Source organism: Acinetobacter halotolerans, assembly GCF_004208515.1.
GTDB classification, from domain to species: domain Bacteria; phylum Pseudomonadota; class Gammaproteobacteria; order Pseudomonadales; family Moraxellaceae; genus Acinetobacter; species Acinetobacter halotolerans.
The window spans coordinates 79172-93964 of the sequence record NZ_SGIM01000006.1; the positions used below are offsets into that span (position 1 = coordinate 79172).

The window sequence follows — 14793 nt, forward strand, 5'->3', positions numbered from 1 at the left end:
AAAAAAGGCGCAGATTGCGCCTTTTTTGGATGTAGATCGGTTATTTCTTGGAGTCATTATTTCCAAATAAAGGTCCCATACCGCCACCACCACCGCCAAATTGTTTTTGCATATTGCCAAACGATTTCAGCATTTTGCTCATACCTGATGGATTGGCAAACTTTTTCATCATTTTTGCCATTTGGGTTTGTTGCTTGATCAACTTATTGACCTCAGCCACATCCATCCCACAACCTGCAGCAATACGTTTCTTACGACTCGGATTCATAAGATCAGGATTACGACGTTCTTTAATGGTCATCGACTGAATGATGGCTTCCATACGCTTGACTTGCTTTTCTGGATTCGCTTTCTCGATCGCATCTTGAATACCAGAATTGCTCATACCAGGCAACTTGTCCAAGAAGCCCATCATGCCGCCCATTTTGCTCATTTGTTCAAATTGCATCAGCATATCTTCAAAATTGAAGGCTCCGCCCTTTTGCAACTTTTTCGCCATTTTTTCGGCTTTTTCTTTGTCGATTTTACGTTCAACTTCTTCGACTAAAGAAAGGACATCCCCCATCCCTAAGATACGTTGTGCAACGCGATCAGGGTGGAATGGCTCAAGTGCATCGAGCTTTTCACCAATACCTAAGAACTTAATTGGCTTACCTGTAATCGCACGTACTGAAAGTGCTGCACCACCACGGGCATCACCATCAGTCTTGGTGAGAATCACACCGGTCAATGCCAAAGCATCATTGAAAGCTTTTGCGGTATTGGCAGCATCCTGACCTGTCATCGCATCAACAACGAATAAGGTTTCAGTTGGTTTCACTGCCGCATGCAGCGCTTTAATCTCATCCATCATGTCTTCATCGACATGCAGACGACCTGCGGTATCAACAATCAGTACATCAGCAAATTGAATTTTTGCTTGTTCAATTGCACGATTGACAATATCAATTGGTTTTTCAGACGCATGTGACTGAATAAAACCAACACCAACTTCGTTGGATACGGTTTCTAACTGTTTAATAGCCGCTGGACGATAGACATCCGCAGAAACCGTCATTACTTTTTTCTTTTGACGTTCTTTTAAGAAGCGCGCTAATTTTGCTGCAGTGGTGGTTTTACCCGCACCTTGCAAACCAGCAAGCAACACCACGACAGGTGGTTTTGCACTTAAATCTAATGTTGCATTTTCCTCACCCATCATTTTGGTGAGTTCATCATAGACAATTTTTACAAATGCCTGACCAGGAGAAAGCTGCGTCATGACTTCTTGACCGAGCGCTTCTTCCTTTACCTTCGCGATAAATTCACGTGTTACAGGTAACGCCACATCGGCTTCAAGAAGTGCCATACGTACTTCACGTAAGGTATCTTTAATATTGTCTTCGGTCAGCTGCCCTGAGCCAGTAACATTTCTTAAACTCTGTGTGAGTCGTTCTGTTAAGGTATCAAACATTGCGAAATCCGCTTAAAATGGCTAGTTGCAAAAAAATCTTTCTTAAAATAGAAAATTTATGCATAAGATGCTATAGGATACTGTAGTTCGCAGCGAATTTATATCTTAATGGTGAATATTATTCATCCTCCTAAAAAAGGTTTGACATGATTAGTCTCCCCTTGGTTTACACAATTTTGGCACTGATTGCTTATACCAGTTCGTTTTGGTATTTGTTTATTCGTCTAATGTCAAAACGTACACCAAATCTTTGGTGTTATGGTCTGATGGTGAGTTTAGGGGTACTGCTTCACAGTGCAGTCCTCTATCAAGACATGATGACACCAATGGGCATCAACTATGATGTATTTAACCTTATCTCTTTTACTTCGGGACTGATGCTCGTCCTCAGTTTGATCTTGAGTCTGATTCGTCCAATCTTGCCATTAAATCTGATTGGTACACCTGTGGCAGCGGTTGGTCTAATCTTGGGTTATGCCTATAGCCAGCCGAATCAATTTATTGAGCTGCATAGCTTTGGCTTAGATCTACACATTATCCTGTCTTTATCGGCCTATGCCGTACTCTTGATGGCGACCATACAAGCCGTATTACTTTGGTTCCAAGACCGAGAACTCAAAAAGAAGCAGAAAAAACGGATTTGGGTGAACCTGCTCCCCCCATTCCAAGTGATGGAATCGTTGCTTTTTGATCTGATTATTACGGGTTTTGGTTTATTGACGGCTGCGCTGATCTTTGGTTTTTTCACCATTGATAATTTCTTTGCTCAGCACCTTGCACACAAAACGGCATTTAGTATTATCTCGTGGTTTTTATATGGTGCTCTGCTTATCGGACGTTACAAATTTGGCTGGCGTGGACTCAAGGCCATTCGCTTTACAGTGACTGCTTTCATTTTATTAGCCATTGGCTTTATTGGTAGCAAGTTTGTCTTAGAAATGCTTTTAGGACGTTAAGTTTTTACACTTCTAATAAAACTAGACAGCCTCCTTTAAAATGCGTATAACGCTGTTTTCGCTTAACTAGGTAACCATCGTGAAACTTGTGCTCGCCCCAATGGAAGGTCTAACTGATCCAATCATGCGTGATGTCCTCACTCATGTCGGCAGTTTTGATTGGTGTGTCACTGAGTTTATTCGTATTACTGATACTATTCTGCCTGATCATATTTATTATAATTTCTGCCCTGAACTTAAAAATGATGGAAAAACAGCAGCAGGTACACCCGTACATGTACAATTCCTAGGCAATAACCCAGACATGCTTGCAGCCAATGCATCGAAAGCCGTCGAGCTAGGTGCACCAGCAATTGATCTAAATTTTGGCTGCCCTGCAAAAACGGTGAACCGCCATCGAGGTGGTTCGGTACTACTCGATGAACCTGAAACAGTCCACCTATTAGTCAAAGCTGTTCGCGATGCGGTTCCTGCACATATCCCTGTCTCTGCCAAAATGCGCTTGGGTTATCTAGATGAAAACCACACTTTAGATAATGCTCATGCTATAGAAGATGCAGGCGCGAGTTGGTTAACTGTACATGCTCGAACCAAAGCAGATGGTTATACCCCGCCAGCCTATTGGGAAAAAATTCAGCCGATTACAGAAGCGTTAAAGATTAATGTCATTGCCAATGGTGAAATTTGGAACAATGCCGATGCCAAAGCATGCTTACAACAATCACACTGTCAGGACATCATGATTGGTCGTGCTGCTGTCACCACGCCTGATATTACCTTATGTGTTCGTCAAGACATTAACGATGCACTGCTTTCTTGGCAAGATTTAGTTGAACTCCAACAACGCTTTTTAAGCGGTCAATATAAAACTGAAATCGGCATGATCGGGCGTTATAAACAGTGGTTAGGTATGATGAGCAAAGCCTATCCCGAAGCACAGGAACTATGGGGACAAGTGAAGCGAATGAAACAACTTGAGCAGATTATATCTTGCTTGAATCACAATAGTGAAAATCAATCAAATTTACAATATAAATCAATAACTTAACAACAAAACAAAAGAGCGGCTAATTGCCGCTCTTTTTAAGTACTAACTAATCGAAAGATTACATTCCACCAATATTGACTCTCAAATTGGTTACAGAAGTACCTGTCAAACCAATATTACCAATAGATGCATTTGGCAAAGTATTAAATGTCCCAATCGCACTTTGACCAGCAGTACCTAGAGTCACATTATTTAACTTTAAATCAAACCTGCTACTTTCACCTGTATTACCAAAAATAAAACCAGTATTTTCAATACCTGCATAGAAACCGTTTAATGAGAATGCATTGCCTTCATGACCAGTCAACTGAAAGTCAAAACTAGCCCCGACTGGAGTAGTTGCTGAATCGCCAGAGGTTGTATAGTCCGATACAAGCACCATATTACAGCCTGAACCTGTACCACAAATAGAATTAATCGCACCGCCAAATAAGATCATTTTACCTTGCGGCGCTGCACCTAATTGAAGATTCATATACGGTTTATTATTGTTATCAAAAGCGATATCAATATTGTTATTTGATCGCAACACTTCTTTAACATTCGCTTTCGGTATATTACCTGAAGCAAAAATTGAATTAGGTGTATAAACGTTTCCGATCAAAGTTGAAAGTGTTGTACTTGGTGCAGCATAAATCGAAAACGGTGAAATACGAATACCGTCTACACCATCGAAAGATAAGGCTATATTAGCAAATGCACCACTCGCACCAACTCCTCGATCAGTATCGATTACAGCTTTCAAGCCTAATTGAGTTGCTGAACCAGCAGATAAACCTGAGACTTTTACATTTTGCGCAGTGGACTGTCCCGCCACCCCGGCAATCACCAAACCAGCTTTATTGGTATAATTATCTAGATCTGTATAGCCAGTATAAGACAAGCCATCCTTATCAATCACAGCAATATGCTTGAACTCAATATCTGTATTTATGCCAATACTTAAACCATCTTGCCCTGTTGCTAATGACAGGCTTTGATCATCCATTGGTTGCATTGCCATGGTAAATGGACTTAATAGCAACAATGATACATATCCTAATTTTTTATTCATTGCCCTAATCCGTAGACAAGTGTTTAAAATATAATCACCAAGATAACATACTTTTCACATCACTCAATATGTTTCAGATGAGCTAAATTAGTTACGTGGCATAATACTAAATTGGCTACTCAATCGACCACCAGTAATGGCCATTTCGCCTAAACGTGCACCTGTTCCTGTTTGTGGTGGGTACAGATTAATATCACGAATTCTTAATACGCCATCAGTCGTACGTTGTGGGTTAAAGGTAAGATCCGCATTAAAACTAACAACACCATCTGCACCGTTCTGACCACCTTTAGGCGCAATCACAATTGCATTATCAAAAGCCACTTTACCAGTGATATTGTCCAAACCAATGGTTGATTTATCGATTGGATCACTAATTTGTATGGTATTTTTATCGCCTGTCAGCTGGAAATCTCCGACCACATTGAGACGATTACCCGTTCCATCAGCCTTATATTCACTATTTGGAATAAGTGAAAAATTCATATTTCCGCCTAGCCGTAATTTCAAACCAAACAGAACATCATTCTCATTTGCAAAATTATTATTAGGAGCAGAACTTCCATTGCTACACGCAGAGATAGGGCTCGTCAAACAGCTTTTATATGTTGCTCCTGGTAGATAACCAGCTGCGACCTCCGCCGCCATAACGATCAACATATCTTCTAAGCTAACATTCATACTGCCTTTTTCAACACCAATACTACCAGTCCCTTTCATAAGCATATCAATATTACGAAGTCCCATATAGTAATCTGTTGCACCGTCAATCACTAAAATAGAAGTCGTTTTGTTGCCTAACTTAGCATTATTATTACCAACATCCCGATCAATACCATAAGTATTCATAGCCAGAGAAAAACCTAATCGAGGGGTCTGACCTGTGCCTACGGCAGTTCCTTGAGTACCACCTACTTGATAATAATAGACTTTACTTGCATCGACAGTTGTACCAAACATTGCCATATTTGCATTTAAGCCATAAAAAGGTAAGGCTAGTCCCCATTGATTATTAGTACGCTCAGCAATATTTGGGACAGTTTGGCCAAAAGTATCATTAGTTCTTGCGCTATTAGTGAATCGCCCACGTTTTGATAATGCTTGGAACTCGGCACCACGAACAGCTATAAGCAAACTATATGGGTTTGTGCTTGCTGTGCCTGTATGAATATTTTGAATATAGTCAGCATCTGTCGTCAGCGTACTGTTATCTCCAAACCGACTTGTTTGGAAAGCATAGTTTGCAGGTAAATAAACAGACTTAGTATCTGCAAGGTTAATGTAAACATTACCACTATTAAAAGAACCACGAGTTCCTTGTTGCAAGCCTGTTAAATTACCAAACTCAAATCCATAGGTATTTAGTCCAGCACCACCTATTTCCAAAGTTGTTGCTTTTCCATCACTACCTAACATTGAATCATTATCTATAGTAAAGTCCGCCCCCATTCTAAAACCGATACCAGTATTTCCAATGACATTACTGCCACTTTTGGCCTGACCTAGAATGTTCGTACCATCTGGATTCCCATAATTTGTACCATATACAGGGTTATTTTTCCCTTCACTACTAATTCCACGCAACTGTAAAAAGCCATTAACCATACGACCACTTGCACCTACACGAATCAATCCATTGGCGCCTTGTGGACTTTTTGTCAATTGATTAATTGCATATGGATCTGTTTTACTTACATTCTTATTGAGCATGAACTCAAGATTTAAACCCGCATTAGTAAGGTCCGTATAACTACCCGCAATAAGACTACTAGTTGCAGCATCTGGTGCACGGATAAAATCAACATAACCATATGTTGAACTAGGCGTAGTTGCTAGCCCTGCTTTACCAACACCATCTGCATTAGTTTGTAATTTAAAGCCTTCTACAGCATCAATAAACATGACGCCCTTGCCGAAGAAGTTAAAGTTAAGGTTTTTTAAGATTAACTGATTTAATTCATTATTTACGTCAGTTTGTCCCAAATAAATATTGGCATTATTGACACCCAATTTGAGTGTAGATTGCCCTGTTTTACTAAACAAACCATCCCGTGTGTTGAAATCAATATTAATCACTGAACTGGTTTGAATTGCCATATTCCCAATTGGATCACTACAAGTCTGACTGGCCTCTGTATCACAAATTTTAAATTTATCGATCGTAATTAAAGATGGGTTCGTTGCAATACTTAAATCTAACCCAACTTTACCATCAGCATGACTACCACTATTAATCTTATAGCTCGTGCCAGGTGTAAGCGAACTAGAATTACTTTGAGCAATTTTAAAGTCTTCAGCAACTGCTCTCAATTTATTATTGGTTGCACTTGCACTTCCTCTCCCTGCATCATCTTCCCAATACAACTGTTTGACATTGACTTCATCAAAACTCGTATTAATTGAAATACCATCTTGACCGTTAACTTGTCGCAATGCACTATCATCTAAACTTTGCATGGCATAAGCAGAATGACTAATCATCAATAGGCTTGCTGCAAGTGTATTTAGCGCAAAATATGCTACGTTGTGATTTTGATTGTTTTTTTTCATCACTTCAATCCTTTGAAATCTACACTCAATTAGCAACGTGGGTGGCTACCGTCACAACCAAAGACTTTAATTGTTCCTTGTAACGCAAGATTACCGTTCATTCGTAATCCCATAAAGCCTGTTTCTTTACCATGATCATAAGTTGAATTTGGTGCATTGGCTGAAGTATAAGTCGAGTTTTTTAAATAACCATAACCACTAGTAGGCGCAGTATTCGGATCTGTACCTTCCACTACTTTTCCTGTTGCAGCATCAATATAACTGGTAAAGTCATCCTGCTCGATAGCCAAAGCATTAAAACCGAAGTTACGAATGAGGATAGGTGACGTCGCCTGATAACTTAATTGAATCGCAGGTTTAATCGTATCACCATAGACAAGATCTACACCATCCAACCCAAGCTTTTGGATATCAATCGTTCCCTGAATACCTTTAAAGACTAGCCATAATCTATGTGCAGGATCATCAATGGTCGGATTACTAATGGGATTATTATTTGCATCAACAAATCGCCTATTCACAGAAATAGCTAAACGGCAATACGCAAGATTATTACAAGCACTTTCATCAAAAACATATTTACCATTTTCCAATCTATGATTTAACGAAAGTTTAAGTGATAAATCAGCTCCTGCTTGAGCTTCTACTGCCTGCAGTTCATGATTATCTAAGGCTTGCAATCCTGCATGTGCGACACTGAAACTACATAATAGGAGTAAAGTTGTTAATTTTTTCATTTCTTATACTCCTCTTATAGTCCAGTAGTGGTGATTTTAAGATGTTGAATCAACACACCATCAATAACGGCTGATCCCATATTATTAGTTGGTGAAGCCGTATTTAATCGATATGTATTAATGTCTGCATTTGGAGTTGTCGTATGCCAGCGTCCATTGTTATAAAGTGCATCTGGTAAAGGTGTTTGATTGGGCACAGTGAATTGGGTTCCATTTCCAGCATCAACTAAGGTATATCCTGTATTGTTTACTGTTGGATTATAATAGGAAGTACTACTGATATTTGCCCAGTTTGCGCCTCGAGAATCAAATCTTAAACCTGACCCTGCGTTGCCAGTCCAGCCTGTTGCTGTCCGATATTGCCAAGTATCATAACAAGTACTTAAATTCAAAAATCCGCAACTATAGCTGCCTGCACGACGCTCCTGATTTTGCAATTGGTAGAAATGATAATCTTTTGATACAGTTCCACTACTCAAAGAACCAAAAGAAATTCCAACAGCATCTTGTGTGCTATTTCCTTTAAATGCTTGAAGTGTTTTACCACCATCATCGCTATATACAGTACCGATACTAATACTACTGTGGGTTGCATTTGAACCTTGATAGGTTTTTCCACCTAAAGTAACATTATTACCACATTGATAAATATTACAAGTTGATCCTTTATAACTTGGATCTAAACCAGTATAGTCGGTATATATTTGTTTATAAATACTTTCTTTATTTGGAATACGAGCAACTTCCAAACTAAAGTTTTTACCATCAGATCCTAAAATCACAGGTTGATATAAATTACCTAATACTAAGTTAGTATTTAAATTATAGATAAACAACCCTTCATTACCATTAAAAGTTGGCGCATTTCCACCATGAATAGCAGGTGTTGTTAAGTTATTTGTATCAGAAGTTTCTCTAGTACTTAAGCGTAATACACGATCGTTTAGACCCGTAGGTGCAGTCCACTGCCCAGTAGCTGTAATTTTTGTTGTTTGACTACGAATACGATATAACCAGTCTGAACTTGGTGAGTTATTACTTGGTGCACCAGTATATTGAGTACTATAACGATTTACCCAAGGTTCTACCGTAGACGTTGGTGTATTTGTGACGCTACCAGCTTTTAAATCAGCACCATCACCACTGTTAAAGCGGAATACTCCTGACACACCCAGTGTATTATTATAAAATGGGCTGAGTCCTCCTGTAGTTCCCGCACCATCAAGCGTCTGAAATATTTTTAAATGGCTACCATTTAAACTAAATCCATTCCAAACACCCTGCAAACGCAGCCTATTTGCACGGTTTGCATCTACACTTGTTCCAATTAAACCGACATTATTTCCATAATGGAACTGATCTACAGCACCATCCACTTTATTTGGATTTCGTACAAACGCATCTGCCCATAACCCCAATTTTAAGTTATAAGCATCAATTCCAGCGATATCTCGGGTACCGACCTCATAAAGAGGTGCTTCTAAAGCAAGGTAAGTTATGTCGCCTGTATCTGTATTTGGAGCACCACCATCTGGTGTAAATGTTGGGACATTTGATTCGGTCAGAACTTTTAAAATCCACGGATTACTTGCAGTACCCCAGCTTCGAATAGCATTAATTGCATTTCCATCATTATTCAAACCGACACGTTCATTATGGTTATTTGCACGACTTGAGTTGGAAGCCGTAACCGCTAAACCATATAAGAACAGGTCAGCCTTACCAACAGCACGATCGCCTGAGTCGATACTTCCGTTTTTATTTGTATCTGCTGCAGTAAGCGAAAGAGGTCCGATTGGAAGGTAGTTAATATAACCAGTATCTAGTTGTCTATTAAGTAAATCTGCTTGTGTAGTGGTTGCTTTTTCACCCTGAAAAATCATATACGTATTTTCAGGCAACAGTGCAATTCCCTCGCCTATGGCTTGGCTTAAACCCTCATCAGAGATTTCTTGTAATGCAAAAACTGATTGACTGACACACAATCCAATCAAACTCGCTAAAACAGTCTTTTGAAATGAATCCATATGGAGTATAGCCATTTTGACCTTCCTGTTACACGATGCTCCGCACCTATGTTATATTTTTTCTTTCATCCCTCTGAGTGATTTGTTCAAAAAACCTGCTTCCTAGCATCACTCAAAATATAGAATAGACGAATTCATCCCCATCTAATCTCAGAATTTATTATGCCGAATAATTACACAAATGCAAAATAAACTGGTCAAATGTTACATTTTTCCGATGAGCGCATAAAACAAAAAGCAGCCAAAGCTGCTTTTTAATGCTGATTTCGAATCTAGCAAAATTTTAAAGTGCCATAACAGTTAGGTGTAAACTTTTGGGTCGCCAACTCTAAATCAACCAGTGCCATTTGTGGACGCGTCGCATTAATTAAGTTAACTGTACCAACTGGAATAGCGCTACCGAGCAAACAGTTCTCGGCAATAATACCCCCACACTGAACTGGATTTTGATACAAGTACTCACTCACTTGCCTAAAAGCCTCATTAAGGGTAGCTTTTGGAATATCAACTGCAAGTGTAGGTTCAATAAATCCAATATCAATTGGGTCTGAAAACTCTAACCACCAACCATTTTGAGAAACAGAATTATTATTGCTCCATTGAATATTTTTAGACTGCAAAGATAGCGAGGCTGCTGTACCATTTAGATTCGCTTTATGGAAAAAACCTAAATCTTCACTGATCGCCACATCAACCATGAGATTTTTAATTAAACCAGTTGTATCTTTATTATCTAAATTGATTATTCCAGCTGCTCTCGCACTCAGCTTACCGCTTAGATCAATATCCCGAACTGTTGCTGTTGCCGACAAAGCCGCACTACTAATTCGCTTTCCCGTAATCTCTTGCCTTGGAAGATATAAATCACCTTTTAATATATTACTTCCAGTCGCCTTATCCCGTAGATTAAGCGCATAAGAGGTTGTTGTAAAACCAATTGGGATTCCCAAAACACAGCAAGCCCGTCCCGTAATAGCATCATAACCATCTGACTGATTTAAAGTACCTTTAGCTGCTTCCCCCCCCACGAGACTTGTACCAAAACCATTCACGTTGGCAAGACCAGTTGTTGCAGCAATTTCCATATAACCACTTAAAGAATTAATACCACTTTTTGTGGGACCGTTTTCCAATCCAAAAGTAATCAATCCAACGGCTTTCTCAGAACTTAAATTAATACCAACGATTTCACGCGTTGACGCTTTATCTGGATTTCTAATGGCAAATTCAATAAAAGGATTGGTTAAAACTGCAGATGAACCCGCACGCGCTGATCGGTCAGCCTTACTATCTGTATTCGAGGTTTCAGAATTACCCAAACCACTTAAACTCAGATAATCAATATCAATATCACAACCACCAACTCCATTAACACCACCACATCCCAGTTGAAGCTTTTTAATATTAACATTAAGCTCCATGTTGGCTTCTAACCCTAGCTTATAGAAACCTACCCTTGTATCACCACCAACACGCTGTGCTTCTTTATTGGCAAGATCAGTTGGTGAAATAAAGGATAGGCTCATTAAAGCCTGCCCTGTTGTTGCAGACATCTCACTATCGCTTAGACTTTGTAATGTGCTAGAAGTAGCATACGCAGAATTCAAACATAAGCTGCTTAGCGCAAGTATTGCTAAATGAAGAGACTTAAACTGTCGCATGCCGACCTCCTTGTTTAAAACATCCATAACCTGATTACTTTTTATTTCGAGTTTCCATGCTTACAAATACCAATCACAACGAAACATTAATTTATATTTTTTTGCACAAAAACAACACAACTCGATTGTAGCTTAATTTTCTTAAATTAGTAGTTCATTCGTCTGATGTCGTTACGATTTCAGCAAGGGCTGGTGACATTTGCTAAATAAAAAAAGCGAGTAGTAAATTCAGTCATTAAACCGAATTTACTACTCGCTATGCATAAAACCTCTACTTAATAAAAATAAAGCAGAGGCCTATTGAGATTTAAAAAATTAACAGAACTTTAAAGTACCATAACAGTTAGGTGTAAATTTTTGGGTCGCCAACTCTAAATCAACCAGTGCCATTTGTGGACGTGTCGCATTGATTAAGTTAACTGTACCTGTTGGAATCGTATCCCCAAAAAGACAATTTAACACCCCAAATGTACCGCAATTAATAGGATTATCATTCAAATACTTAGATACTTGCGCAAATGCCTCATTGAGAGTCGCTTTGGGAATATCTACATTAAGAGTAGGTTCAATAAATCCGATATCAATTGGATCTGAGAACTCTAACCACCAACCATTTTGAGAAACAGAATTATTATTACTCCATTGAATATTTTTAGACTGCAAAGATAGCGAGGCTGCTGTACCATTTAGATTCGCTTTATGGAAGAAACCCAAATTCTCACTGATCGCCACATCAACCATTAAGTTCTGGATTGTACCTGTTACCTCTCTATCCAAGTTTAGTCCTATTGCGTTGGCAACAATATTCCCGCTCAAATCAATATCTCGGACTGTTGCAGTTGCCGTTAAAGCAGCACTACTAATTCGCTTCCCAGTAATCGCTTGTCTTGGAAGGAATAAATCACCCTTTAAAATATTGCTTCCCGTTGCTTTATCCCGAAGATTAAGGGCATATGAATTCGTTTCAAAATCAATAGTCGGGACACAAAGAAGAGGAAGACTACACACTTTACCTGTAATCGGATCATAACCATCTGACTGATTCAATGTTCCCTTTGCTGCCTCACCCCCCACGAGACTTGTACCAAAACCATTCACGTTGGCAAGACCAGTTGTTGCAGCAATTTCCATATAACCACTTAAAGAATTAATACCACTTTTTGTGGGACCATTTTCCAATCCAAAAGTAATTAATCCAACTGCTTTCTCTGAACTTAAATTAATCCCAACGATTTCACGGGTTGACGCTTTATCTGGATTTCTAATAGCAAATTCGATAAATGGATTGGTCAAAACCGCAGATGAGCCTGCACGCGCCGCGCGGTCAGCCGCACTATCTGTATTCGAGGTTTCAGAATTACCCAAACCACTTAAACTCAGATAATCAATATCAATATCACAACCACCAGCACCATTTACACCACCGCATCCCAATTGAAGCTTTTTGATATTAACATTGAGCTCCATATTGGCTTCTAATCCTAACTTATAGAAACCTACACTTGTATCACCACCAACACGCTGTGCCTCTTTATTTGCTAGATCAGTTGGTGAAATAAAGGACAGACTCATTAATGCCTGACCCGTTGTTGCAGACATCTCGCTATCGCTTAGACTTTGTAATGTATTAGAAGCGGCATACGCGGTATTCAAGCCTAAACTACTTACCGTAAGTATTGCTAAATGAAGAGACTTAAACTGTCGCATACCGACCTCCGTGTTTAAAATATCCATACATGATTATTTTTATTCCGAGTATTCGTATATACAGATATCCATCACATAGTAATATCAACCTGAAGAATTGTATTTTGTATAAAAAAAGACCAACCCAACTTGATTGTAGCTTATTTTTATTAGATTACTAGTTTATTCATTTTGTAACTTTGTAACTTATAATTTTAGTAGTTTCTATATTTCTAAATGAGTACTCACCACACTAGTTTTATGGTGAATACTCTTAGATAATTAAGTCTTCGGCAGTGTCACGCCTGTTTGACCTTGGTATTTACCACCACGATCTTTATATGAGGTTTCACAGACTTCATCACTTTCAAAGAATAACATCTGAGCCACACCTTCACCCGCATAAATACGTGCGGGTAAGTTCGTGGTGTTCGAGAACTCAAGGGTAACGTGACCTTCCCACTCTGGTTCTAAAGGCGTAACGTTTACGATAATTCCGCAACGCGCATAGGTAGATTTTCCTAAACACACGGTCAGTACATTGCGCGGAATACGGAAATACTCGATGGTACGCGCAAGCGCAAATGAATTGGGTGGAATGATACAAACATCGGATTCGATATCAATAAAGCTTTTCTCATCAAAATTCTTAGGATCAACAATGACAGAATGCACATTGGTAAAGACTTTAAACTCACGCGCACAACGGACATCATAGCCATAGCTTGAGACCCCATAAGAAATCAACTTCTCTCCATTTTCATCGAAACGAACTTGATTTTCTGCATAAGGTTCAATCATGCCGTGTTTTTCGCTCATTTCACGAATCCAACGATCAGATTTTATTGCCATGTCTTTCTATCCAAAAACGAAGTTGATGATTGGCAGCTACTTTAACGTAAAATGGCATTAATGAAAACAATAGCCCAATCGATATAACTAGCCACGTTAACAAGAATAAAATCTTATAAATTGTTGAGTGCTGAATAACTGATCGGAATCGCAAAACTAACCAATACGACTGACGATATCTGCTGTAATTTTGATTGCGATAACCAAGCTACTTTATTGGTTGCCAAAGCAGCGCCTACTGCGATCCAAAATAAAGCAATGGGAAGAATCAGGGCAACAAAAGTGCTCATATGTGCTAAATAAATATCTTGGTTCTTCCATGCAGCTGTTGGAAAAATCGCAGAAGCAAATAACAGTGCTTTAGGGTTAAGTAAAGTTGCGCAGAGTAATTCTCTAGGCCGGATCGTCGGTTGATTTAATATCACCTCTTGATGTGCTGTACGCCACAATTTTAAAGCGAGAAATAAAATATAGCCTGCACTCAGCAACTTAAGAAAAGTGGGTAATAACGGTAAAGTGACAGAGACTTTACCAATCAGCATCCCCCACACACTAATCGCAATGATATAACCAATAGCTTCTGCTGGAATCAGCAATAATGACTGGCGTAGACCCACTTGGATACCAGAAGATGCAAGTAAAGTATTGGTCGGACCGGGGGTCAATAAGATGGTCGCAACCAATCCAATAAAAAACCATGAAATCATCGAATGACCTCACTAAAAGTGTTTTTTAGATTAATCGAACGGCAATCTGATAGCAAAAAAAT

At 39.1% G+C, this 14793-nt stretch carries 11 protein-coding genes; 2 read left to right on the plus strand and 9 right to left on the minus strand.

What is annotated here, in order from left to right; genetic code table 11:
• Positions 1 to 40: 40 nt before the first annotated feature.
• Positions 41 to 1453, minus strand: a complete 1413-nt coding sequence (gene ffh, locus EXE30_RS08790; protein WP_130162054.1) for a signal recognition particle protein — start codon at positions 1451 to 1453, stop codon at positions 41 to 43.
• 146 nt (positions 1454 to 1599) lie between these two features.
• Here ffh and EXE30_RS08795 point away from each other — a divergent pair, with 146 nt between their 5' ends.
• Together EXE30_RS08795 and EXE30_RS08800 are read left to right on the plus strand one after the other, a co-directional pair.
• Complete coding sequence (locus EXE30_RS08795; protein WP_130162055.1) at positions 1600 to 2409, plus strand: cytochrome C assembly family protein; 810 nt, start codon at positions 1600 to 1602, stop codon at positions 2407 to 2409.
• Between the two features lie 79 nt (positions 2410 to 2488).
• A complete protein-coding gene (locus EXE30_RS08800; RefSeq protein WP_130162056.1) occupies positions 2489 to 3457 on the plus strand; it encodes a tRNA dihydrouridine synthase in 969 nt (322 codons plus the stop codon).
• Positions 3458 to 3515: 58 nt separating this feature from the next.
• Here EXE30_RS08800 and EXE30_RS08805 read toward each other — a convergent pair whose 3' ends face one another.
• From EXE30_RS08805 to EXE30_RS08840, 8 genes are all read right to left on the minus strand, one after another.
• A complete protein-coding gene (locus EXE30_RS08805; RefSeq protein WP_130162057.1) occupies positions 3516 to 4511 on the minus strand; it encodes a DUF6160 family protein in 996 nt (331 codons plus the stop codon).
• 87 nt (positions 4512 to 4598) lie between these two features.
• Positions 4599 to 7061, minus strand: a complete 2463-nt coding sequence (locus tag EXE30_RS08810) for a DUF6160 family protein (protein WP_130162058.1) — start codon at positions 7059 to 7061, stop codon at positions 4599 to 4601.
• 29 nt (positions 7062 to 7090) lie between these two features.
• The gene (locus tag EXE30_RS08815) at positions 7091 to 7798 is read right to left on the minus strand and encodes a hypothetical protein (RefSeq protein WP_130162059.1); all 708 of its coding nucleotides are present in this window, start codon (positions 7796 to 7798) and stop codon (positions 7091 to 7093) included.
• A gap of 14 nt (positions 7799 to 7812) precedes the next feature.
• Positions 7813 to 9840 carry a hypothetical protein gene (locus EXE30_RS08820; protein ID WP_130162060.1) on the minus strand — a complete coding sequence of 676 codons (2028 nt, stop codon included), beginning with the start codon at positions 9838 to 9840 and terminating at the stop codon, positions 7813 to 7815.
• A 257-nt stretch (positions 9841 to 10097) separates the two neighbouring features.
• Positions 10098 to 11486: a hypothetical protein gene (locus tag EXE30_RS08825; RefSeq protein ID WP_130162061.1), complete on the minus strand. Its 1389-nt coding sequence runs from the start codon at positions 11484 to 11486 to the stop codon at positions 10098 to 10100.
• A 315-nt stretch (positions 11487 to 11801) separates the two neighbouring features.
• The gene (locus tag EXE30_RS08830; RefSeq protein ID WP_130162062.1) at positions 11802 to 13193 is read right to left on the minus strand and encodes a hypothetical protein; all 1392 of its coding nucleotides are present in this window, start codon (positions 13191 to 13193) and stop codon (positions 11802 to 11804) included.
• Between the two features lie 261 nt (positions 13194 to 13454).
• The gene (gene dcd, locus EXE30_RS08835; protein ID WP_004669899.1) at positions 13455 to 14024 is read right to left on the minus strand and encodes a dCTP deaminase; all 570 of its coding nucleotides are present in this window, start codon (positions 14022 to 14024) and stop codon (positions 13455 to 13457) included.
• Between the two features lie 113 nt (positions 14025 to 14137).
• Entirely contained in the window at positions 14138 to 14731 is a 594-nt protein-coding gene (locus EXE30_RS08840) for a LysE family translocator (RefSeq protein WP_130162063.1), read from the minus strand.
• Positions 14732 to 14793 lie beyond the last annotated feature (62 nt).